The 24185-nt window shown below is 59.0% G+C and carries 14 protein-coding genes and 3 pseudogenes; 7 read left to right on the top strand and 10 right to left on the bottom strand.

All coding sequences use genetic code 11. The features are described 5' to 3' along the window. Window positions 1-26 precede the first annotated feature (26 nt). From ahbB to AAAK34_RS13375, 4 genes and pseudogenes are all read right to left on the bottom strand, one after another. On the bottom strand, window positions 27-788 hold the full coding sequence (gene ahbB, locus AAAK34_RS13390; protein WP_431777375.1) for a siroheme decarboxylase subunit beta: 762 nt from the start codon (window positions 786-788) through the stop codon (window positions 27-29). Then, a complete protein-coding gene (locus AAAK34_RS13385; protein WP_431777374.1) occupies window positions 761-1030 on the bottom strand; it encodes an Lrp/AsnC family transcriptional regulator in 270 nt (89 codons plus the stop codon). Before AAAK34_RS13385 ends, ahbB begins: the two co-directional genes overlap by 28 nt. Before the next feature lie 197 nt (window positions 1031-1227). Then, a pseudogene (locus AAAK34_RS13380) lies at window positions 1228-2768 on the bottom strand (cytochrome D1 domain-containing protein). Window positions 2769-3238: 470 nt separating this feature from the next. Then, window positions 3239-3775, bottom strand: a complete 537-nt coding sequence (locus AAAK34_RS13375) for an Lrp/AsnC family transcriptional regulator (RefSeq protein WP_231695961.1) — start codon at window positions 3773-3775, stop codon at window positions 3239-3241. A 323-nt stretch (window positions 3776-4098) separates the two neighbouring features. Here AAAK34_RS13375 and AAAK34_RS13370 point away from each other — a divergent pair, with 323 nt between their 5' ends. Continuing rightward, window positions 4099-7497: an indolepyruvate ferredoxin oxidoreductase family protein gene (locus tag AAAK34_RS13370; protein WP_431777373.1), complete on the top strand. Its 3399-nt coding sequence runs from the start codon at window positions 4099-4101 to the stop codon at window positions 7495-7497. Between the two features lie 96 nt (window positions 7498-7593). Here the strand turns inward: AAAK34_RS13370 and sugE are convergent, their stop codons facing one another. The 4 genes and pseudogenes from sugE to dnaG all read right to left on the bottom strand — a co-directional run. Continuing rightward, window positions 7594-7908, bottom strand: a complete 315-nt coding sequence (sugE, locus tag AAAK34_RS13365) for a quaternary ammonium compound efflux SMR transporter SugE (RefSeq protein WP_231695963.1) — start codon at window positions 7906-7908, stop codon at window positions 7594-7596. A gap of 221 nt (window positions 7909-8129) precedes the next feature. Continuing rightward, the gene (locus AAAK34_RS13360) at window positions 8130-9344 is read right to left on the bottom strand and encodes a multidrug effflux MFS transporter (RefSeq protein ID WP_231695964.1); all 1215 of its coding nucleotides are present in this window, start codon (window positions 9342-9344) and stop codon (window positions 8130-8132) included. A 198-nt stretch (window positions 9345-9542) separates the two neighbouring features. Continuing rightward, entirely contained in the window at window positions 9543-11783 is a 2241-nt protein-coding gene (gene rpoD, locus AAAK34_RS13355; RefSeq protein ID WP_231695965.1) for an RNA polymerase sigma factor RpoD, read from the bottom strand. Between the two features lie 823 nt (window positions 11784-12606). Next, window positions 12607-13910 (bottom strand): annotated as a pseudogene (dnaG, locus tag AAAK34_RS13350) (DNA primase); the annotation flags it as partial. A gap of 112 nt (window positions 13911-14022) precedes the next feature. Between dnaG and AAAK34_RS13345 the strand changes: the two are divergent. The 4 genes and pseudogenes from AAAK34_RS13345 (at window position 14023) to AAAK34_RS13330 (ending at window position 17828) form a co-directional block, all read left to right on the top strand. Next, window positions 14023-15665, top strand: a pseudogene (locus AAAK34_RS13345) (acyl-CoA synthetase). A gap of 203 nt (window positions 15666-15868) precedes the next feature. Then, window positions 15869-16660 (top strand): mechanosensitive ion channel family protein, encoded by a 792-nt coding sequence (locus tag AAAK34_RS13340; protein ID WP_431777372.1) that lies wholly within the window; start codon window positions 15869-15871, stop codon window positions 16658-16660. Between the two features lie 50 nt (window positions 16661-16710). Next, entirely contained in the window at window positions 16711-17169 is a 459-nt protein-coding gene (locus AAAK34_RS13335) for a hypothetical protein (protein ID WP_431777371.1), read from the top strand. Between the two features lie 23 nt (window positions 17170-17192). Continuing rightward, entirely contained in the window at window positions 17193-17828 is a 636-nt protein-coding gene (locus AAAK34_RS13330; RefSeq protein WP_231695969.1) for a hypothetical protein, read from the top strand. 186 nt (window positions 17829-18014) lie between these two features. Here AAAK34_RS13330 and AAAK34_RS13325 read toward each other — a convergent pair whose 3' ends face one another. Next, entirely contained in the window at window positions 18015-18353 is a 339-nt protein-coding gene (locus AAAK34_RS13325; protein ID WP_231695970.1) for a P-II family nitrogen regulator, read from the bottom strand. Between the two features lie 200 nt (window positions 18354-18553). After that, complete coding sequence (locus AAAK34_RS13320; RefSeq protein ID WP_231695989.1) at window positions 18554-20242, bottom strand: NAD+ synthase; 1689 nt, start codon at window positions 20240-20242, stop codon at window positions 18554-18556. Between the two features lie 126 nt (window positions 20243-20368). Between AAAK34_RS13320 and AAAK34_RS13315 the strand changes: the two genes are divergently transcribed. Then, window positions 20369-21637, top strand: coding sequence for a GNAT family N-acetyltransferase (locus tag AAAK34_RS13315; RefSeq protein ID WP_231695971.1), 1269 nt, complete (start codon window positions 20369-20371; stop codon window positions 21635-21637). A 4-nt stretch (window positions 21638-21641) separates the two neighbouring features. Continuing rightward, on the top strand, window positions 21642-24176 hold the full coding sequence (locus tag AAAK34_RS13310; protein WP_231695972.1) for an FtsX-like permease family protein: 2535 nt from the start codon (window positions 21642-21644) through the stop codon (window positions 24174-24176). Window positions 24177-24185 lie beyond the last annotated feature (9 nt).

Raw genomic sequence — 24185 nt, 5'->3', positions numbered from 1 at the left:
GGCATTCCCAGCTTAAGGTTAGTGCATCAAGCGGCCTTTCTTAGTCGTAGCCCTGTCTTCTTCAGAATTTCATTGGTAAAGAGCACCTCGTGTGCATGACAGGCGGGGCCTAGTAGTTCGGCGATTTTCTCCGCCTGGTCAAGTATTTCTTCGCGCGAATGGCTGTGCAGCATGGCGAACAGGTTGTAGCGCCACAAGCCAGGCTTGCGTGGGCGGCGGTAGCAGTGACTCACGGCTGGCTGGCTGCCTATGAGCTCGCCCAGTCTGTCTGCCTCTTCGTCGTCGACATCCCACACGCTCATGCCGTGGGCCACGTAGCCCAACTGGTATTGGTTCGGCACCGCCGCGATGCGACGCACCATGCCTGCAGATTGCAACTCACTAAAGCGCTTGCGCACAGCCTCACCGTCTGTACCGAGAAGGGCGGCAATGCTGTCGTAAGGGCGGGGCACAATAGGAAGGCCCGCTTGGGTGGCGAATATCAGCTCTCTGTCGAAATGGCTGATGCTGATGTTCTTTGAATCTTTGCAGTGAGGCTCGCGTTGCACCGTTGCCTTTGCCCGTAGCGGCAAGTAAAGGCCGTCATAGTATTCGCGCTCCTTGGGAAAGCAATGCACTTGCAGGTGGGTGACGGCTTCGATCTGATCACAGGCAGCCCATGCCTCTCCAGGTGTTTCGGCCGCGACGAGGAACCACATGTTGAGCGAATGTTCCCGTCGATAGTTGTGTGCCACCTCTTGCAACGAGTTAACCAGCGCCGTTACCTCTGCGTAGCGGTCTTCGGGCACCTCCAGCGCGGCCAGAATGAATTGCCCCCCGCACGTTCGATGTGGAATAAGGGGCCGAAGCGTGAGAGAACACCACGGCCAAGCATGCGTTGCAGCCGGTGCAGTACCTCATCTTCATCCAGATCCAACTCGGCCCCAATATCCCGGAAGGGGCGCTCAGTGAGCGGCAGCGATTGCTGCAGCCGGTCGATCAGGCGAGCATCGACCTCGTCGATGCCGGCGGGAAGTTCAGTCGTCGGCATGCGGTCTCCCTGAGATGCGGGGGCGGAACCCCGGACGCATCAGATAAAAACTCCTGGATTGCCGTTTCCAGATTCATTGAAATGGCGGAAATCATTGGCGTATCACAACGGCCCTCGCGCCAAAAATCGTCAACACGCTCCAAGATCCAACCACTGCGTGCGCACCCTGGAAGGATGGCACGCAGCGCTTACGAGGTTCAATAGACGTCGTGCTGGGTGTTGTAGATGTTGAACTTACCTGTTGGGGTCACCAGCTTGGCGTCCTTGATGGTGGTCTTGCAGGTGCGCGTCTTGTCGTCAACCACCACGATGGCGGATTCCTTGTCCTTCGCGCTCCATACAGAGAACCAGACCTCATCACCCTTCTGGTTGTACTCGGGCTGAACCACGCGCTTCGCTCCGTCGTCCTTGAGGCCTGCACAACCCGCGATGTCGATAATTTGTGGTGGCTTGTCCAGATTCTTGATGTCATAGACCGCCACGCTTTGGCTGATTTTGGCGTCAGGATTGAGCGTTGTGTCTACCCACAGGTTGCTGGATTTGGGGTGCGTCTTGATGAACAGAGAGCCACCGCCCTGGCCCTTGAGGCTCTGCACAACTTTCCATGCTTGGGCCTTGTGGCCGGTAGGATCCGTACCGATGACAGCAATGCTCTCGTCGCCCAGGCTGGAGGAAGCCCATACTGGTCCGTATTTCGGATGTTTGAAGTTGGCACCGCGTCCAGGGTGAGGATCTTGCCCACGTCGACCAAGGCTGCGAGTTTGCTCGTCTTGGTGTCGACCACAGCGATCTTGTTGGAAGAGTTCGCAGCCGTCATGAAATAGCGGCGTGTGGAGTCAAAGCCGCCATCGTGCAGGAACTTGGCCGAATCGATCTGCGTGGTTCTCAGGTTTTCCAGGTCGGTGTAGTCGACCATCCAGATCTTGCCGGTTTCCTTGGCGTTCACCAGAAACTCAGGCTTCTGGTGGCTGGAAACAATGGCTGCCACGCGTGGCTCGGGGTGGTATTCGTTGTCCACCGTCATGCCGCGGGTAGAGACGACTTTGCGCGGTTTGAGCGTGTCGCCATCCATCAGCACAAACTGAGGCGGCCAGTAGGTTCCGGCAATGGCAATTTTGTCTTCCCAGCCCTTGAACTTGCTGGTTTCGACGCTTCGTGCCTCCAGGCCGATCTTGATTTCCGCAACGTTGTCGGGCTTCTCCATCCACAGGTCGATCAGGTTGAGCCGGGCATCACGCCCGATCACGTACAGGTAGCGACCTGATGCAGAGGTTCGGGAGATGTGTACCGCGTAGCCGGTCTTGACGACGTTGATGATTTTTTTGGTGTCGCCGTCGATGAGTGCGACCTCTCCGGCGTCACGCAGCGTCACTGAGAAGATGTTGTTGATGTTGTAATTGTTCATCTTCTTCTTCGGCCGCTGTGCGACAGGAATGTAATCCTTGCGGGACTTTTCCATGTCTTCGAGCGAGAACTCGGGCGGTGTGGGAGGGTCGTGCTGGATGTAGCGCGCCATCAAGTCCACGGTTTTCTCGTCAAAGTCGCCCGAGGTCAGCCAGTTGGGCATGCCTGCGGGAGAGCCGTATCCAATGAACACCTTCAGATAGTCGGTGCCTTTGGGAACCGTGAGGTCGGGTGTCAGTGCCTTGCCGGTTGCACCTTTGCGCAGAACGCCGTGGCACCCTGCGCAGCGCTCGAAATAGATCTGGCGGGCCCGGTCAAACTCAGCCTGTGTCATGGGCGGAGCCTTGGGGTTGCTGGTCTGGTGCATGGGCTCACTCGCCAGCGGTGACGGCGCACCCTGGTATCTTTGTTCAGCCGGCGTGACATCAGCCTGATGTCCGCCCGCGGCTGGCTTGTTCTGAGCCATGGCATAAGAACCAAGAAGCAGGCTGGTGGCCAGCACAGCTGCCAAGGGGGAGAGCTTGGACTTCCTCGTGATGTTCATCATGTTCTTTCCGTGTAAACGGAGCGGCCTTTTGCTGTCTGGCCCGGCGATGGCCGCTTGAATATCCGTCCGGGCAGATTGATCTTCAGTTCAGCAGGCTTGGCCGTCCTTGACTTACTTCAACCAAAAACCAGAATGCCAGAAGGGTATTGAGAATGAGAACCAAAGAAGATCAATCTCTTCGGATGCACCTGGTGACCGTGGTGACCGTGGTGACCGTGGTGACCGTGGTGACCGTGGGGACCGTGGTGGCCAACCCATTAAGAAGATGCACGTTTCCTCGCCCGACTCGAAGGCGTTGGCTGCGTAGGAGGGTGTGCGTGGATGACGACAGGTAAGCGTACCTCGGCCTTGATCTCCTTGAGCACGATCGAGGATCGGACATGCGTGACCCCAGGCAACTTGAACAGCGTCGTGTGCAGAAACTGCTCGTATTCGGAGATGCCTGGCACCAGCACCGTGAGTATGTAGTCGGCCTGGCCCGTAGTGGACAGGCATCGGACGATTTCGGGTGTGGCGGCCACGGCGCGCTCAAACTGGCGCACCAACTCCTCGGTGTGTTGGCTCAGGTTGGCCTCCACCACGACCAGCAAGTTCAGACCCACCTTGGCCCGATCGACCAGCGCCGTGTAGCCACTGATGACTCCGGTGGCTTCCATTTCCTTGATCCGCTTCCAGCAAGGCGTGGGCGAGAGCCCCACGCGATCCGCGATCTGCTGGACAGTCTGGCGTGAATCGCGCTGCAACTCCTGCAAAATCAACAGGCTGTGTGAGTCGAGATTAATTTTCTCATTCATGGCATTTTTGGAGAATATAACAATCCATATAATGCCATCTAACTGAATAATAAGAAACCAATTTGCACTGAAATGACTATGCTTTGGTTTTAGAAATAGTTGACTAGATCACGCTGCTGGAGACACCACATGGCTCAGACTGACACTGCCATCCGACACCCCGATTACCGTCTGGCTGATAGCCTCTGGGCGCGAGAAGGTCAGGTGTTCATGACAGGCACACAAGCATTGGTACGCCTGCTGCTTATGCAACGCCAGCGCGACGAGCGCCTGGGCCTCGATACCCGAGGGTTTGTTTCCGGATACCGGGGGTCTCCCTGGGCATGCTCGATCAGCAAATCTGGAAGGCGGGCACACGCTTTACCGAATCCGGCATCCGTTTCGTGCCGGCCATCAACGAGGAACTGGGTGCCACGCAGGTGCTGGGTACGCAGCGCGTAGAGAGCGACCCTGAGCGCACGTGCCAAGGTGTTTTCTCGATGTGGTACGGCAAGGGGCCCGGTGTGGATCGTGCTGGCGATGCTCTCAAGCACGGCAATGCTTTCGGCTCCTCGCCACATGGCGGAGTGTTGGTGGTAGCTGGGGACGATCACGGATGCGTCTCGTCTTCCATGCCCCACCAGAGCGACCAGCTCCTGCAGGCGTTTCATATGCCCGTTGTGTCACCAGCCAACGTGGCCGAATACCTGGAGTTTGGTCTGTATGGCTGGCAGTTGTCGCGCTACAGCGGCAATTGGGTCGGCATGACGGCGTTGTCTGAAGTGGTTGAAAGCGGAGCCACGGTCGATCTCGACGCTATCAATGCACGGGTGGCCGCTTGGCAAGGAAATGAGGCAGTCCATGCAGTCACAGGCCATACGCCGCCGCCCGACGGTTTGCATTACCGCTGGCCAGACCTTCCTTCTCTCCAGATCGAGTCCCGATTGGCCGAGAAGCTGAAAGCGGTGGCGGCATTTTCCAAGGTCAATTCGATCGACCGCCATGTGATCGAATCGCCGCAGGCCACGGTGGGCATTGTGACCTGTGGCAAGGCGCATTACGATCTCATGGAAGTGCTGCGCAGGCTCGAGATCACCCGCGACATGCTGGCGGCAGCCGGCGTGCGCCTGTACAAGCTTGGCCTGTCGTTCCCAATTGAAACCACACGCATGCAGGAGTTCGTGCAGGGCTTGAAGGAGATCCTGGTCGTGGAGGAAAAGGGTGCGGTGGTGGAAACGCAGATGCGCGAACTTTTCTACAACTCGCCGGTGCGCCCCGTCATTCTGGGCAAACACGATCAACAGGGCCATCCACTCATATCTTCCCTGGGTGAATTACGCCCCTCGCGCCTCATTGAGCTTGCGGCCGATTGGCTGATTCGCCACTTTCCGCAGTTTGCCGACCGGCGTGCCTTCGTACGAGACTTCACACTGCCCGAATTGCTTTCCAACGAGTCGGACAGCGTGAAACGTCTGCCGTATTTTTGTGCTGGGTGCCCCCACAATACTTCCACTGTGGTGCCTGAAGGTTCGACCGCGCGCGCGGGAATTGGCTGCCACTTCATGGCCAACTGGATGGACCGGGACACGGCAGGGTTGATCCAGATGGGAGGCGAGGGAGTTGACTGGGTCTCGCACGCCATGTTCACCAAGGTCCCGCACATATTCCAGAACCTGGGTGATGGCACCTATTACCACTCAGGCTACCTGGCCATCCGCCAGGCGGTGGCAGCCAAGGCGCGCATGACCTACAAGATTTTGTTCAATGATGCGGTGGCGATGACTGGCGGCCAACCCGTGGATGGCGTCATCAGCGTGGATGCAATCGCCCGGCAAGTAGAAAGCGAGGGCGTCAAGCAGGTGGTGGTGCTATCTGACGACATCGGCAAATACGACGCCATCAGGAGCCGCTTTCCCGAGGGTACTGAGTTCCACGACCGTGCCGAGCTTGACGCGGTTCAGCGCCGGTTGCGCGAGGTGGAAGGCGTCACCGTGCTGATCTACGAGCAGACCTGTGCTGCAGAGAAGCGGCGGCGCCGCAAGAAGGGCGAATTGGCAGATCCGGATAAGCGTCTTTTTATTAATGAGGCAGTCTGCGAAGGCTGTGGCGATTGCAGTGTGCAGAGCAACTGCGTAGCCGTGCTGCCCCACGAGACCAGCCTGGGCCGCAAACGCAAGATCGACCAGACTGCGTGCAATAAGGATTACTCATGTGCCAAGGGATTCTGCCCGAGCTTTGTGGGTGTCCGCGGAGGCAAACTGCGCAAGAAGGTGGGCGCGCTCGCGGAGGCTTCGGCAGGCAAGGGCGGGGCAGATGCACTCACACGTCTGGTAGAGAGCCTTCCGTTGCCCTCGGTGCACCGGTGGACTGGGCCCTACGACCTTCTTGTGACGGGTGTCGGAGGTACCGGCGTGGTGACCGTAGGGGCTGTGGTAGCCATGGCCGCGCACCTCGAGGGCAAGAGCGCCTCGGTGCTCGACTTCATGGGTTTCGCGCAAAAGGGCGGGGCGGTGCTGAGCTTCCTGCGTCTTGCTGATGTGCCCGAGCGCCTTAACCAGGTCCGCATTGACACTCAGCAGGCCGACGCCATTCTGGCGTGCGACACGGTGGTGGCCGCCCAGCCAGAGGCACTGGGCACGGTTCGTCATGGTCGCACGCGCATTCTGGCCAACGTGCACGAGACGCCGGTGGCTGAATCCTTGAAAAATCCCGACGCCAGCCTGAAGACACAAGGGTTACTGGCAAAGTTGCGCTTTGCAGCTGGCGCCGATCGGGTTGAAACTTTCGACGCTCAATCGCTGGCGGAGGAGTTTCTGGGAGACACGGTCACGGCCAATATTCTGGCTCTTGGCTATGCGTGGCAGCGCGGCTTGGTGCCCGTGAGCCTGACGGCTTTGCAGCGGGCGATTGAGCTCAACGGGGTGGCGGTGCCGGCCAACCAGCTGGCATTTTCTCTTGGGCGTCTCGCGGCGGCCGACCCGGCTTCATGCCAAGCGCTGCTGGGTGAGGGTGCGCAGGCATCGTCAGACGCAATTGCGACTGATTCGCTCGAAGGCATTATTGCCGGTGGCGTGAGTCGCCTGACGGCCTATCAGAGTGCTGCCTACGCGGAACGTTACGTGGCTTTGGTCCGCCAGGTGCAAGCGCGCGAGCAAGCGATTGACTCAGGAAGCGAGCGCCTGACCCGCACCGTGGCTCAGAGCCTGCTAAAGCTCATGTCCTACAAGGACGAGTATGAGGTGGCGCGCCTTTATGCCGACCCAGCGTTTCACAAAGCCTTGCAGCAGCAGTTTGAGGGCGATCTCAAGCTCAGCTTTTTCATGGCGCCGCCGCTTGTCAGTTCAGCGAAAAATGGCGAACCCCCGCGCAAAATTGAGCTAGGCGCCTGGATGTTGCCGTTCATGCGGCTGCTTGCCAAGGGCAAGGCGCTGCGTGGCAGTGCATTGGACCCATTTGGCCGAACGCACGAGCGCAAAATGGAGCGCCATCTGATAGTTCAATACGAAGCCCGTGTGCGTGAACTGCTGCCGCAATTGGACTCAGACAATCTGCGCCTGGCGGTGGATATTGCCGCCATACCTCTTTCCATGCGTGGATTCGGGCATGTAAAGCAGGCCAACGTGATGCTGGCGCGCATTCGCGAAGCTGAGTTGCTGCACCGGCTTGATCCGGAGAAGTATCCGGCGCCGGAGCGCAAGGCGAAAGCCGGGCAGCTGAGAGGCATTGCCGTGGTGGCCCAATAAGCTGGTCAACAGGTTCTAAATCTCAAGATGGGTATTCCTGCAGGAGCGACTTCAGCCGCGAGTGGCCTCCACGCGGTAACTGGCGGTACTATTCAATCAGCTGGTCAGCTTTAGCCCCAGGATGCCCGCCACGATGAGCGCGACGCACACCAGCCGCGCGGCGTTGGCTGGGTCTCCAAACAGCACAATACCCAGGATCACGGTGCCGACCGCACCTATGCCCGTCCACACTGCATAGGCCGTGCCAACGGGGAGGGTGCGCATAGCCAGGCCGAGAAGCGTGACGCTTAAAGCCATGGCGGCAACCGTGACGACTGAAGGCCACAGACGCGTAAAACCGTGGGTGTATTTAAGGCCGATAGCCCAAGCAATTTCAAACAGGCCGGCAATGAAAAGTAGAAACCAGGACATAAATTTTTCCGAGGGAAGTGGCGTGCGGGGCCGTCCCCACGGAACTTTGAACAGTTCTTAGAAGCGCTCCGGGCCGTCCCGGAGGCGATCAGGCATGTGAATCAACAATTCTGCGCTGATGGCGTGAATAATATTAGGCTGACGGCTAGGCCTCAGGTGTTGCGTGTTAACCACCCATGCATCGGGGAGGTACTTCCAGTCAAGCTTCAGTTTGCCTAAGATCAGCCAATCTCCGGCCAGCGCCTGCGCAGCCATAACCAGGCGCCCAGACCCACGGCGAGAAAGGCGGCAGACAGCAGTGCCAGCCCCATGGCCGAATGCATCACCAGAGGCGCCGCCACCCCGGCCACGATGCCGTTGGCCGTGGAGCCGACCACGGCCTGCAAAGATGACGCCATGCCGCGCCGTTCAGGGTGCAGATCCAGCACCAGCAGCGTGACCACCGGCACCATCAGTGCCCAGCCGAACGCAAACACGGTAACTGGCCACAGCGACCACAGCGGGTGCGGATCGAACAGTGCATTGGCGACAATGTTCACCACCGACACAGCGAGCATGATGCGAAAGCCCTGCATGATCTGATTCTTGGGCGACACCTTGCCGGCCTTGCGGCCAGAAAGCCATGAGCCCGCCATGATTCCGGCGATGCTCAAGATGAAGAACCAGAAGAACTGGGTAGGCCGTAACTGGAGCACGTCACCCAGGAATGCAGGGGCAGAGAGCACATACAAGAATAAGCCGTTGAAAGGCACGCCCGAGGCCAGGGCCAGCAGCAGAAACCGCACGTCGCTCAATAGCAGCCAGTAGCCGCGCATAAGGTGGCCGAATTGAAAAGGCTGGCGGTCGTTGCGGTGCAGTGTTTCAGGCAGCATGCGCCAGTTGATCACCCACAGCACGACCCCAACACCCACAAGAAACCAGAAAACCGCGTGCCAGCTCAAGACCTCGGCGAGCACACCGCCCACCACCGGAGCCAGTGCAGGCGCCACACCAAAGAAAATTGTCACCTGGCTCATCACGCGCTGTGCCTCGCTGGGCGGAAACATGTCGCGTACGACGGCGCGCGACACGACAATGCCCGCACCGGTAGATAGCCCCTGGAGCGCCCTGAAAAAAATGAGTTGACCAACGCTTTGCGACAGCGCGCAGCCGAGCGAAGCCAGCGTGAATACTGCAAGCCCCCAAAGAATGACTGGCCGACGGCCAAAGCTGTCGGACAGGGCACCGTGGAACAGGTTCATGAAGGCGAAGCCGAACAGATACGCTGAGAGCGTCTGTTGCATCTCCACCGGGGTGGCCTGCAAGGATTTGGCGATTGATGCGAATGCTGGGATGTAGGTGTCGATCGAGAACGGCCCCAGCATGCCCAGCACTGCAAGCAAAATTGCCAGGGTCCAGCGTCGGCCTTTCCAGAGTGTTGCGGCGTCGGGATTCATTTGGAAACGTTCGGAATGTAGTAAAAAAGGCTGAAACAATCGCCTGGACCGCGGTCAGGTCAGGAGATGCTTCGAACAAAAAGAAGCTGGCCGCGGAGGTTACGCTGGCCAGCTTCTGTGGATCAGAAACTTCAGTTTAGAACGGATCCTGCAACCAGGGCTGCCGTTCGGCTGAAATCACTTCGCAAGACTGAAGTATTACAGAGAATCGATAAAACTGCGCAGCTTGTCTGAACGGCTGGGGTGCTTCAGCTTGCGCAGCGCCTTGGCTTCAATCTGGCGGATGCGTTCCCGTGTGACGTCGAACTGCTTGCCCACTTCTTCGAGAGTGTGGTCGGTGCTCATTTCGATGCCGAAGCGCATGCGCAGCACCTTCGCTTCGCGCGGAGTCAGGCCATCAAGGATGTCTTTCACCACATCACGCAGGCCGGCTTGCATGGCAGCATCGGCTGGTGCGGTGTTGTTTTGATCCTCGATGAAATCACCCAGGTGGCTGTCGTCGTCGTCCCCGATCGGCGTTTCCATGGAGATCGGCTCTTTGGCGATCTTCATGATCTTGCGGATCTTGTCTTCCGGAATCTCCATTTTCTCGGCCAGAATGCCGGCGTCAGGCTCGAAGCCAAACTCTTGCAAGTGCTGGCGCGAGATTCGGTTCATCTTGTTGATCGTCTCGATCATGTGCACCGGAATACGGATGGTGCGCGCCTGGTCGGCGATCGAGCGGGTGATGGCCTGGCGGATCCACCACGTGGCGTAGGTCGAGAATTTGTAGCCTCGGCGGTATTCGAACTTGTCAACCGCCTTCATCAGGCCGATGTTGCCCTCCTGGATGAGGTCCAGGAACTGCAGCCCACGGTTCGTGTACTTCTTGGCGATGGAGATCACCAGGCGCAAGTTGGCCTCGATCATTTCTTTCTTGGCATCGCGGCTGGCGGCTTCGCCTTCATTCATGCGCTTGTTGATGCCCTTGAGTTCGTCAAGCGGCACTACCACGCGCGACTGCAGGTCAATCAGCTTTTGCTGCAGGTCCTGGATCGGCGGAATGTTGCGCTCCATGATCGCGCTCCAGCTCTTGCCGGCAGTGGCTTGCTTTTCAACCCATTGCAAGTTCAGCAAGTTGGAGGCTACCCGGTTACCCGCCTTGTCGCGCCCAGAGAAGTCGGCAATGAACATTTCCTGCGGATAGCCGCACTTGTCGACGATGATGCGGCGCAACTCGCGCTCTTTCTTGCGGACGTCATCCACTTGGCCGCGCACCATGTCGCACAGCTTTTCGATGGTCTTGGCGGTGAAGCGGATGGTCATCAACTGGCTCGATAGGGCTTCCTGAGCCTTCACGTAGGCGGGCGTGCCCCAGCCTTCCTTGTCGTAGATGCGGTGCACTTTTTCGAACAGATCGGCGATGCGGTCGAAGCGCTCCAGCGCCTGGTTTTTCAGTTCTTCCAGCTTCTTGGTGAGCGCCTTGGAGCCGCCTTTGCCATCATCGTCGTCGTCTTCGTCGTATTCGTCGAAGTCTTCTTCGGCAACGTAGTCGTCGTTTTCGTTCAGGTCAGAGAAACCGTCGACGATGGTGGAAATGACCACCTTGCCCTCACGGATCTCAGTGGCCATCTGCAGGATTTCGGCGATCGTGGCGGGGCTGGCGCTGATCGCTTCCATCATCGTCATCAGGCCGCCTTCAATGCGCTTGGCAATCTCGATCTCGCCTTCGCGAGTGAGCAGCTCCACGGTGCCCATTTCGCGCATGTACATGCGCACGGGGTCGGTGGTGCGGCCGAATTCGCTGTCGACCGTGGAGAGCGCTGCTTCTGCGGCTTCTTCAGCTTCTTCTTCGCTGGAGCCGGTGGGCGCGTTATCCGTGATGATCAGGGTTTCAGCGTCAGGCGTCTGCTCGTAAACGGCCACACCCAGGTCGTTCAGCGTGGCGATGACGGCTTCGAGCGTTTCGGCGTCGAAGAGTTTGTCGGGGAGATGGTCGGAGATTTCGACGTGCGTGAGGTAGCCGCGCGTCTTGCCCAGTTTCAGCAGCGTCTTCAGGTTGGAGCGACGCTTGAGCATTTCCTCTTCGGTGAGGACGGTTTCGTCCAGGCCGAATTCCTTCATCAAGGCGCGTTCCTTCGCCTTGCTGATTTTCATGCGCAGGGGCTTGACCTTTTCTGCAGCGGCCGGTGCTTCGACCACGGGTTCCCCTTCGAGATCGGCCTCAATGTCGGACAGATCTTCTTCCTCGCGCACCGATTTGGCAGGGCTCGCCTTCCCCCGCTTGGCGGCCGCTGTCTTGGTAGCAGGTCGGCCCGGTTTCTTGGGTTTGACCTCGGCTTGCTCGGTGTCGAGTGCCGGATCCTTGTCCTTGGCGGTCTTGGACGCGGTTTTTGCAGCGGTTTTGGCTACCGCCGGCTTGGCGGCGGCAGTTGTGGCGGTCGTTTTCGAAGCGGACATGGGCGTATCTGGTAAAGCGATGCGTCGAATCAGTGGGCGGAATATGTCTGTGTTGCGCGATGCAGTCGCATCAAACCGCATCAGCACAACGCTAAGGCGCAAGACTATTTCTGCCCGGGCAAGATGGGAGGGCGAACATTTGGTGTGCAGTCCTTGCGGTATATTGGCCGCCCCCAACGCTAGGGTACGCTTCGTGTGAAACGTTTTGGCCGGTCCGGAGGTGCTGCTGTCGCTCTTGCCGTGAGGTTAGCTCTTAATTATAGCCAAACCTACTCGAATTCAAGGGCTAATTCAAGGGTTTTGGCTATTTTTTTCGAGTTATCACCATTCGCGTCACTTCGTCTTTGCAACAAGCGCTGCAGGCTGTGAATGTCTCCCGACTCCGCTGCCCGCTGCATGTCGGCAGCGTCGCGAGCTTTTTTTCAAGTGTCAGGATGTTGCGCAGCTCGGCCGGATCGCTTTCGATCTCTGGCGGGACCTTGTCAACCTCGGCGACTGCGGCCGCCTCAAGGTCGTGACCGCGCAAGGCCTCGCGCAACGCGCCCCAGGGCTGAGGTCCAAAATCGTGGAACTGACCATCGAGCCAGGTGAAGAGTGGTCCGTGGGGCGGTGGCAGTTCGCACAGAAGCTGGTGGTCGGCGGCGCTCAAGGTCTCCCAGGCGCCGGGGTCTGTTAACACAATCTGTAGCGCGCGCGCTGCGCGGCTGGCGGGAAGTGAGCGCCGGCCGGCACTCATGAGTGGGCGCGTCGGCTTGTATGCACTTGTCTTCTGATTCCTCCCGTACAGGCGCGCGTTATCAGTCCGATCCTGGCTTCGGGGTGCGGCCACCCGGATACCCCAAAGTGCTTGTAACTCATGGGTACCGAGCTGAACCTGGCCTGCGATTTCGCCCAGCAGTTGCTGCCCCAGCGCACCAGTGGGCAACAGCTCCCAGAGGGGCTTGGCCTTGGCGGCAAAGTGCGCGCGGCCTTCGGCGGTGGCCAATTCGATCTCTTCGGCTGCCACGTCGAGCAGGAAGCGTGACAACGGAACCGCCTGCTTGACTGCCTGGGCGAAAGCGTCGGAGCCCTCGGCCCGGATAAAGCTGTCCGGGTCGTGCTCAGAAGGAAGGAAGAGAAACTTGATGCTGCGCACGTCGGTCGCAAAGGGCAGGGAAGCTTCCAGGGCCTTATGGGCGGCACGTCGGCCAGCGGCGTCGCCGTCGAAGCTGAACACGACGCTATCGGTGAACCGAAACAGCTTTTGCACGTGCTCCGGCGTGCACGCCGTTCCCAGAGTGGCCACCGCATTGGCAAAACCCAGCTGGGCCAGGGCCACGACGTCCATGTAGCCTTCCGTGACCAGCGCGTAGCCATGTTCGCGCAGCGCGTGGCGTGCCTCATACAATCCGTAGAGTTCCCGGCCTTTGTGAAAGACCGGAGTCTCGGGGGAGTTGAGATACTTCGGCTTTTCGTCACCCAGCACACGACCCCCAAAACCGATCACGTCTCCCTTGACGCTACGGATCGGAAACATGATTCTGTCGCGAAAGCGGTCGTAGCGCTTGTTCTCGTCTTCTTCGGACACTATGACGAGGCCCGACTCCTGGAGCAACGGATCTGCATAGTCTGAAAATACGCTTGCCAGCGCCCGCCACCCCTCGGGGGCGTAGCCCAGGCCGAAATCACGCGCCACTTGGCCCGATAGTCCGCGTTTCTTCAAGTAGTCTATGGCGCGCGTCGAGTGTCTTAGTTGGTTTCGATAGGCCTCAGCGGCTTTGGAGAGCACGCTGCTCAGCGTGGCGCGTTTCTCAGTCTCTTCTGCCACGCGCGCTCGTTCGGTTGGACTGCGCTCGTCCTCTGGCACCTGCATGCCATATTGTTGGGCGAGATCATGCACCACCTCCACGAAGCCGGCACCCGTGTGGTCCATGAGGAAGCCAATCGCGTTGCCGTTCTTCCCACATCCGAAGCAGTGATAGAACTGTTTGGACGGACTAACGGTGAAAGATGGTGATTTTTCACTGTGAAACGGGCATAAACCTGAAAAATTCGCCCCTGTTTTTTTAGCTGTACGTGGCGGCCGACGATCTCCACGACGTCGGCGCGAGCCAGAAGCTCCTGAATGAAATGCTGGGGAATGGACACCCTTGTATTGTGCGTCAGGCGCAGGCTCGGCTTCCGCGACTTCCATTTTCCTCAAGCTCTCATCGGGGGACTGAGTATGATCGGCTGAGAATTTTTCTGCCAGGAGATTCGCGTGCCCAGCATATTTGATGTCGATTTGCCTCGCAACGAGGCCAATTTTGCGCCTATCACGCCGCTTTCTTTCATACAGCGCACTGCGGAGGTCTATCCTGATCGTCTGGCGATCGTGCACGGTAAGTTGCGTCGCACCTGGGCCGAAACCTATTCGCGCTGCCGTCAACTGGCGAGTGCGTTGGAGCAAGCGGGTATTGGAAAGAACGATACCGTCGCAGTGATGCTACCGAATACGCCGCCCATGGTCGAGGCGCATTTTGGCGTGCCCATGGCCGGAGCAGTGTTGAATGCGCTCAATACCCGGCTTGACCCCGAAGCGGTTGCTTTCATGCTTGACCATGGCGAAGCCAAGGTGCTGATTGTGGACCCTGAGTTCACCCCTGTAGCAAAGCGGGCGCTGGCCCTGCGCAAATCCCAGGAGCCCCTGCTGGTGATCGACGTCGAAGATGTGGCCCACGGCTCAGGGGAGAAGATCGGAAGTCTCGCCTATGATGCCTTTGTCGCCCAGGGCGATGCGGCATTCGACTGGAAGTATCCGGGCGACGAATGGGACGCCATTGCGCTCAACTACACGAGCGGTACCACCGGCAACCCAAAAGGCGTGGTCTACCACCACCGGGGTGCAGCGACGAATGCCATCAGCAATATTCTCGAATGGGACATGCCCAAGCACGCGGTGTACCTCTGGACACTGCCCATGTTTCATTGCAATGGCTGGTGCTTTCCCTGGACGGTGGCGGCACGCGCTGGGGTCAATGTTTGCCTTCGCCGGGTAGAGCCCAAGGCTATTTTTGACGCCATCTGCGACCACGGGGTTACACACTATTGCGGGGCACCGATCGTGCACGGCCTGCTGGTCAACGCGCCGCAGGAAATGAAAGCGGGCGTTCCAAGAGGGGTCAAGGCCATGGTGGCTGGTGCGGCACCCCCAGCTTCCATGATTGAAGGCATGGAAACAATGGGCTTCGATCTGACCCATGTGTACGGTCTGACAGAGGTTTATGGGCCTGCCACGGTATGCGCCCAGCACGACGCCTGGGAGAAGCTCGATATTGGCGAGCGTGCGCGCTTGAATGCCCGCCAGGGCATTCGGTACCACCTGCAACGGGACGCTCGCGTGCTGGATCCTGTGTCCATGGAGCCCGTTCCCATGGACGGCGAAACCATGGGCGAGATTATGTTTCGCGGCAACATTGCCATGAAAGGCTACCTGAAGAACCCCAAGGCCACTCAGGAAGCCTTCTCTGGTGGCTGGTTTCATTCAGGCGACCTGGCGGTGCAATACCCTGACGGCTACATCAAGATCAAGGATCGGAGCAAGGACATCATCATTTCGGGCGGCGAGAACATTTCGTCCATAGAAGTGGAAGATGTGCTGTACCGACATCCTGCCGTGCTGGCCGCCGCGGTGGTGGCAAAGCCCGATCCAAAATGGGGGAAACGCCTTGCGCGTTCATTGAGCTCAAACCGGGCGCCGAGGTTACCGAGCGTGACATCGTGGCGCATTGCAAGGCGCATCTTGCGGGATTCAAGGTTCCCAAGGCGGTCGTGTTCGGCGAACTGCCCAAAACCAGCACGGGAAAAATTCAAAAATTCGAGCTTCGCAAGCAGGCCGATTCTGCTGGCGCAATTGACGTCTGATATAAAAAGACCGACCGACGCTTGAAATGATCCGACGCGTCTTTGACTGGAGTGGCTGACTTTTCGGGGAACCTAATGATCCCCGACAAGTCCCTCTAAGAGAGGTCCAAACCATTCCCAGTTGCGCAACCTGAATGGATACGTGGCCCACATGCAGGCGATTAATGCCTGTTAATCCCCATAATCCATAAGGAGATAACACATTGCTTTTGCCAGAATTTTCTCTATCCGAAACCTGGGTGCAGACGCTGATCGGCGTGTTGGCGTTGGTGTCGGCCTGTGTAGTGGCTACTTGGCTGGCGCGACATGTGATAGCTCGTGCGCTTGGCGGATTGAGAGCTTCGTCTGGAAAGGGGCTGGCTTCTGTACTTTTGCATCCTCAGGTGCTCTTGCGCATGTCGCAGATCGTGCCTACCCTGGTGCTACAGGTTGGAGTGCGCTTTGTGCCGCACCTGCCGGACAAGTTGGTCACGGTGGCAGAAAATGTGGCGGCTGCGTTAACCGTGTTTTTTGTCGCGCGCGCGATATTCAAGGCATTGGATGTTTCGCTGGATGTATTTAACCAGCTTGATTCAGCGAAAGAGGAGTTCAAGTCTCGCTCGATCAAGTCTTACGTTCAGCTCGGTCAGATTATTGTAGGAGTTGCGGCGTTAGTGGTCATGATCGCAGCGCTTGCAGACAAGTCTCCGCTCATCGTGTTGTCTGGTTTTGGCGCGATGTCTGCTGTGCTGATGCTGATCTTCCAGGACACCATCAAATCCTTCACAGCGGGGTTGCAGATCGAGAGCAACGACATGCTTCGCGTGGGCGATTGGATCGAGATGCCGCAGGCTGGCGCGGATGGCGATGTGATCGACATCGCGTTGAATACGGTCAAGGTTCAGAACTGGGACAAGACAATTGTCACCATCCCAACCTGGAAACTGATGAGCGAAAGTTTCAAGAACTGGCGCGGAATGAGCGAATCCGGGGGCGTCGAATTAAACGGACTCTGACGCTCGACGCTGGCACCATTCACTTTCTTAGCGATGAGCAGATTGAACGGTTGGGGGAGATTGAACTGATTGCGGACTATATTCGCGAGAAAGCAAGCGCTGTCAAGATCTCCCGGGGAATGAGGGCGCGGGAACTGGGGGAGGCCTTGGCACGCGTTCCTGCCAACCAGAGGCGGTTGACCAATATTGGTACCTTTCGGGCTTATGTGCTTGCCTACTTGAAGGCTAATCAGGACATCCGACAGGACATGACCTTGATGGTGCGGCTGATGCAGCCGACGCCCGAGGGCGCACCCCTGGAGCTTTACTGCTTTACGGGCACCACGGCATGGGTGGATTACGAAGCCATTCAGGGCGACATATTCGATCATTTGCTGGCCATCCTGCCTGAGTTTGGCTTGCGGAGCTTCCAGTCGCCGGGCGGGGCGGATCTGCGCGCTTTAGCGCATGCATCGGGCGGCGGGGCCTCCAAAACGCCGGCGCTGAGCTGGCCTGCTGAGGCTGATTAGCGCCTTATCAGCGCGCACCTCCCATGTCAGGCAGTTCGCTCACCGTGGTCGTCTGCGCGCTTGTAGGAGCGTTGCTGTTCAAGCCCTGGCGGTTGCTGGCCAATGGTGGTCTGATTTCGCCATTGCTGGCGGCGTTGGTGATCACGCCGTGGCTATGGGCTTTGCCGTGGCTGCATCGCATGCCGGTTCAGTTGCAGCTGTCGTGGGCATGTTTGATCACACTGATGCTCGGCTGGCCACTGGCTGTGCCGGTGCTGTGCGCGGTGGCAGCGATCGTCGGGCTGATCGCGCCGGTCACCTGGGCGCAGCAGGTCGATATGGCCCTCTGGCTAGGTGTGGTGCCGGCTACGCTATCGTTTGCGTTGGGAATGGCGTTAAGGCGCTGGCTACCCCACAACCTGTTCGTCTACATTCTCGGGCGAGGCTTTTTGGGTACTGTGCTGTGCATGTTCGTCGCGGGCGCTTTGGCGCAGTGGCTTGGCCTTCCGCTTGCCGTTCCCGTAGACCCCGAACTGGCCATGGTGGCGCGCTGGCTGATCGCCTGGGGAGATGGTTTCTTGACGGGCATGCTGGTGGCCATTTTTGTGGCTTTCAAGCCGCAATGGCTGGCTACATGGTCTGACGAGATTTACCTACCCAAGAAGCCACCTATGGGTTGAGCCTGGTTGCGGCGGTAGTCAAATCGCCGCAGTTACAGGGGCTCAAGGCCGTTTCCGGTACGGTCCATGAGCCGGCCGAGATGCAAGGCCTGATCCGTTGGGGCGTCGATGGGTTTGTCGCTGACTGCCCGGATCGACCGTCTGGATCTGTTACGACACTCTATGACAGTCGGAGCTGAAGCGAAGTCAGACAGCGGCGTCGTCCTCTTCACCAGTGCGAATGCGAACCACGCGCTCGACCGGGGTGACAAAAATTTTGCCGTCGCCAATTTTGCCGGTGCGCGCGGCCTTGATGATGGCGTCGACGCAGCGGTCGACATCACCATCGGGCACAACCACTTCGATTTTCATCTTGGGCAGGAAGTCAACCACGTACTCGGCGCCCCGGTACAGCTCGGTGTGCCCTTTCTGACGGCCAAAGCCCTTGACTTCGGTGACTGTGAGGCCGGTGACGCCCACATCAGCCAGCGCTTCGCGCACTTCTTCGAGTTTGAACGGTTTGACGATGGCAGTGATCTGTTTCATGGTTTTTCAAAGTGCGGGAAAGTAGTGAAGAAAGGCTCTTAGAGCCTGTTCATAATCTCCTCGCGGGTCCGTTGCGCTCGAAAACCGCGTCTGCGGCGTTAAAAATACTCGGGATACCACGAAGTATCCCTGCGTTTTTCGCCTTGCAGCCACAGCTTTTCGAACACAACAGCCCTCGCGCAGAGATTTTGAACAGGCTCTTAGGCCCTGAACTTGTTGGTTATAGGATAACGCCAATCCTTGCCGAATCCGCGGTGCGTTACACGAGTTCCTTCGGCGGACTGCCTGCGCTTGTACTCGTTGATCTTGATTAGCCGCGTGACTTTCTCGACATCCTCCTGCTTGAATCCATCGGCAATGAGGTCGGCAACACCCATGTCGTTCTCCATATAACGCTCAATGATGGCGTCCAGCACCTCATAAGGCGGCAGGCTGTCCTGGTCCGTCTGGTCGGGCCGAAGTTCTGCACTCGGCGGCCGGGTGATGATGCGCTCCGGAATCGGGTTGGCTCCCGTCTTGTAGGGGTCGTGCAAATTGCGCCAGCGAGCCAGATCAAACACTTTGGTCTTCAGGACATCCTTGATAGGGGCGAAGCCACCGCACATGTCCCCGTAAAGTGTGCAGTAACCCGTGGCGTATTCGCTCTTGTTGCCAGTGGTAAGGACCAGATGCCCGTGCTTGTTGGAAAGCGCCATAAGCATGACGCCTCGAATGCGAGCCTGAATGTTCTCTTCGGTCGAGTCCTCAGGCTTGCCACCAAAAAGAGGCGCCAGGGAGGCCTTGAATCCCTCGAACTCCGGCAATATGGAAATCTCGTCGTACCGCACCCCGACTCGGCGCGCCATGTCGCGTGCATCTTCCAGGCTGATGCCGGCCGTGTAGGGGCTCGGCATCATGACGGCGCTAACGAGATCCTTGCCGAGTGCATCTACTGCAATCGCCAGCACCAGCGCGGAGTCGATGCCGCCTGAGAGGCCCAGGATCACGCTCTTGAATCCGTTCTTGATTACATAATCTCGCAGGCCCATGACCAGCGCGTCCCAGAGATCGTCTTCTTGCGGGCGGGCGGGGGCTGTTTCCGCATGCAGAGCAAGTGCGGTGTTGGACGCAGTGTTGGGTGTGGGCGGTTTTCGCTGGACTTCTACGTAAAAGAGCTTTTCTTCGAAGCTGGGGGCCCGCCCGGCTAGAGAGCCATCGGCGTTGACGGCGAACGACTGACCTTCGAACACCACCTCATCCTGACCGCCGACCAAGTGGGTGTACACCAGTGGCAAACCGCATGACTTGGCGCGCTCACTCATCATGGCTTCGCGCTCGTAGCCTTTACCCACATGAAATGGCGATGCGTTGATGACGGCCAAGAGTTCGGCGCCAGCTGCACCAGCCAGTTCGGCGGGCTCTTCAAACCAGGCGTCTTCGCAGATCAGCAGGCCCACACTCACGCCCTCTACCTGAAAAACACAAGTGCCTTGTCCCGGTACGAAGTAGCGCCGCTCATCGAAAACCTGATAATTGGGAAGTAGCCGCTTGGCATAGCTTTCGATGATTCGGCCATTTTTTATCACGCTGGCTGAATTGGTGCGCTGGTTCACGGTAACGCTCTTGCCGCGTTGGGCGTGCCCGAGCGGGCGACCGACCACGATCACCATGTCAGGCAGGTCGGCCGTTTCCCGGGCTACAGTGTCCACGGCTTCGTCGCACGCAGCCATAAAGGAAGGGCGCAAGAACAGATCTTCTGCGATGTAGCCGCAGATTGACAACTCGGGTGTGAGCAGCAGCCGCGCTCCTTCCTCGTAGGCCGTTCTGGCCGCAGCGATGATTTTCCGCGCATTACCCGGCATATCGCCGACGATGAGATTGAGTTGCGCGACGCAGATTCTTAAAGTCATACCATTGCTCGTGAACCGAAGCCGGCATGGTAACTCGCCGCGAAGCCATGTGTGAATCGTGAACTGGGAACCCTCAGTGCGTTTGCCCATCAGATAATCCCAGGCATCGTTACCGCGCACCACACTTTGACCCAACTTTCCCGCTTTCGCACGCAAATCGTAGAGGACCCATCTGGCATCAGTGCCCAGGCCTGGGACGCCTTGCTCGCTCGGCAGTCGGTGCCGACACCATTCATGCGGCATGCCTACCTGAATGCCATGCATGCCAGCGGCAGCGCCGTGCCCGCCAATGGCTGGACGCCCCGCTTCTTGCTGCTGTGGGACGGAGAAGAGTTGGCGGCCGCCTGCCCTTTGTATCTCAAGTCGCATTCTTACGGCGAGTATGTGTTCGACTGGGCTTGGGCCAACGCTTATGCGGAGCATGGCCTTCGCTACTATCCGAAAGCACTGGTCGGGGTGCCGTTCACGCCCGTGCCGGGTTCGCGCTTGCTGGCACGCGATCCAGCCGCCCGTGAAGCCTTGGTGCGCGAGTTGATCAAATGGTGCAGCGAGTCTCAGCTTTCTTCGCTGCACATACTTTTTGGCGACCACGCTGACCTTGCCGCATGCCGCGCAGCGGGGCTGATGCAGCGGCACCAGGTGCAGTTTCACTGGAACAATACTTCCGCGGCCATCGCTTCGAGTGTTTCTCCTGCACCGGCGCAGCAAGAACAGCCTGCAGTCCAGCCATTCTGTGATTTCGAGGGTTTTCTGGCCAGTCTGACTCAGGAAAAGCGCAAGAAAATTCGTCAGGAAAAGCGAAAGGTGCGTGAAGCCGGAGTCACTTTCCGCTGGGCCCGAGGCGCGGACATCTCCGAGGCTGACTGGGCGTTTTTTTACCGTTGCTATGAGCGTACGTACCTGGAGCACGGCAACGCGCCGTATTTGTCTCCGGAATTCTTCAAGTCCATGGCGGACTCCATGCCGGAGAACTGGGTGTTGTTCGTGGCTGAACATGCGGGCCGTCCAATTGCGGCCAGCCTGATTGCCGTGTCAGCCTCCGCCTGCGGCGGGGCTCAGGAAGGCGCGCAACCTCTTGTGGCCTACGGCCGTTACTGGGGTGCTCTGGCTCGTGTCGATAGCCTGCACTTCGAGGCTTGCTACTATCAGCCGATCGAATGGTGCATCGCGCACGGTGTGGCCAGATTCGAGGGCGGTGCACAGGGTGAGCACAAAATGGCTAGGGCGCTGATGCCAGTGCGCACGCACAGTGCTCACTGGTTGGCACACCCGGCATTTTCAGACGCTGTGGAGCGCTTCCTGGCACGTGAAGGCGAGGGTGTCGAGCAGTATCTCGAGCACCTGGAGAGCCGCTCGCCGTATCGGCGCCATGCGCCAAATAACACCCTAAGATAGCCCCATGACCACCACTCCCTCTGTCTCTGTATTCGTTCTGGGTTGGCGCACTTTGTGGCGCGATCTTCGTTCTGGCGAATTGCGCTTGTTGATGGTGGCCGTGACGCTGGCCGTGGCCGCGCTCACCGCCGTCGGTTTTTTCTCAAACCGACTGCAGTCTGGTTTGGAGCGAGACGCGCGTCAGTTGCTGGGCGGCGACGCCGTGGTGGTTAGTGACAACCCGCCCACTGCTGAATGGCGGGAACAAGCGAAGGCGCTGGGATTGCAAGATGTGCTGACACTTGGGTTTCCGACCATGGGGCGCGCGGGCGATGCGCAGGGTGGAGGTGCCCGGCTGGTGGCACTGAAGGCTGTGGCCCCGGGGTATCCTTTGCGCGGTGGTCTTCGTGTTTCGCAAACCCCTCAAGATAAAGTGGGTTCTCCTACGAGAGAGATTCCTCATAGTGGGGAGGCCTGGGTAGATGCTCCCTTGCTGGAGGCGCTGGGCTTGCAGGTGGGCGACGCTTTGTTCCTGGGCGACAGCAGTCTGCGCATTGCACGGGTGATCGCCCTGGAGCCTGATCGCGGCAGCGGATTCATGAGTTTTGCCCCCCGCGTGATGATCAACGAGGCAGATCTTCCGGCCACGAAGCTGGTGCAGCCGGCCAGCCGCATCACGTACCGGCTGGCATTGGCCGGCGAAAGCGCCGCCGTCAAGCGCTACCAGGAGTGGGCTGAGGCTGAGCTCAAGAAGCCTGGTGTCCACGGCGTACGTCTTGAAACGCTCGAAGGTGGCCGCCCTGAAATGCGGCAAACACTGGATCGTGCGGAGAAGTTCCTGAACTTGGTGGCGCTTCTGGCGGCGCTGCTTTCGGCGGTGGCGGTTGCACTGGCTGCACGCGGGTTTGCCGCCCGCCATCTGGACGACTGCGCCATGCTGCGTGTGCTCGGGTTGCCGCAGCGTTCCATTGCGGGCGCCTATGCGGTGGAGTTCCTGCTGGTGGGCCTGGCCGCCAGCATCGCGGGGGTTGCGCTCGGCTTCGCGGTGCACCACGTGTTCGTTGCCATGCTTTCAGGGTTGGTAGACACCGCTCTGCCTGCCGCCAAGCTCTGGCCGGTCGCGTTCGGGTTGGGCATAGGTCTCACCCTGCTGGCGGCATTTGGTCTGCCGCCAGTCCTGCAACTGGCACAAGTGCCCCCACTGCGTGTGATTCGCCGTGATGTAGGCGCGATGCGTCCGGCTTCGCTCGCGGTGCTGGGCCTGGGAGTGGTTGGTTTTGCTGCTTTGCTTCTGGCAGTCAGCTCCGATCTGAAACTGGGGTTGATCGCCGTTGGCGGTTTCGCTGGGGCCGTTGCGGTGTTCGCGTTGCTCTCATGGCTCGCAGTCATGCTGCTCCGCCGCGTGGTCAACGAAGCTACGGCGCCCCGCTGGCTGGTGTTGGCAACCCGGCAAGTTTCGGCCAGACCGGCTTACGCTATTGTGCAGGTCAGCAGCCTGGCTGTAGGCCTGTTGGCCCTGGTGCTGTTGGTGTTGTTGCGCACGGATCTGGTCAGTAGCTGGCGCCAAGCCACTCCGGCCGATGCGCCCAACCGCTTCGTAATCAACATCATGCCGGAGCAGGGCGATGCATTTCGGGCTAACCTGCAGGGTGCCGGAGTGGATCAACTCGATTGGTATCCCATGTTCCGTGGCCGTCTGACTGCCATCAATGGCAAGGAGGTTTCGCCCGACGACTACACCGAAGATCGCGCCAAGCGCCTGGTAGACCGCGAGTTCAATCTCTCGAATGCGCTTGAAAGTCCTTCGCACAATCAGATTACCTCCGGAAGCTGGCTGGAAGGGGAAGCCGACGCTATCAGTGTGGAAGTGGGAATTGCCGAAGCGCTAGGCTTGAAAATGGGCGACAGCCTTCGTTTTGATGTGGGCGGCATGCCGATAGAGGCGCGCGTCACATCCTTGCGGAAAGTTGACTGGACCTCCATGCATGCCAATTTCTTTGTCATGTTCCCTGTGGCGCAGATGCACGATGTGCCCGTGACCTATTTGGCGGCGTTTCGGGCCCCAGAGAAAGCGGGCTTCGACAACGCGCTGGTGCGCCAGTTTCCGAACGTCACCAATGTCGACATGAGCGCTACGCTGGCGCAGGTGCAAAGGGTGCTTGACCAGGTGATTCGCGCCGTGGAGTTTTTGTTCGGCTTTACCTTGGCAGCGGGTTTGATCGTGCTTTTTGCCGCAGTCAGCGCCACGCGCGAAGAACGCGCCCGGGAGTTTGCCATCATGCGAGCGGTGGGCGCGAGCAGCACTCTGCTGCAAGGGGTGCAGCGTGCAGAACTTGTCGGGGTGGGGCTGCTGGCTGGATTCCTGGCTAGCACCGTGGCTGTCCTTGTAGGCTGGGCAATGGCGCGCTATGTGTTCGACTTTCAGTGGAATGCCTCGCCCTGGGTGCCGTTGGTCGGTAGCGTAGTAGGTGCCGTGCTGGCACTGGCGGCGGGTTGGTGGGGGCTGCGCGAGGTGCTTCGCAGACCCGTGGTTGAAACGTTGCGTAAAGCGGCAGAGTGAGCGCGCCAG

Origin of the sequence: Ottowia caeni (genome assembly GCF_050821495.1) — a bacterium.
Taxonomy (GTDB): Bacteria; Pseudomonadota; Gammaproteobacteria; order Burkholderiales; family Burkholderiaceae_C; genus Ottowia; species Ottowia caeni.
The sequence above is the reverse complement of the archived record's forward strand: the minus strand, read 5'-3'. Positions and strand labels throughout refer to the sequence as shown.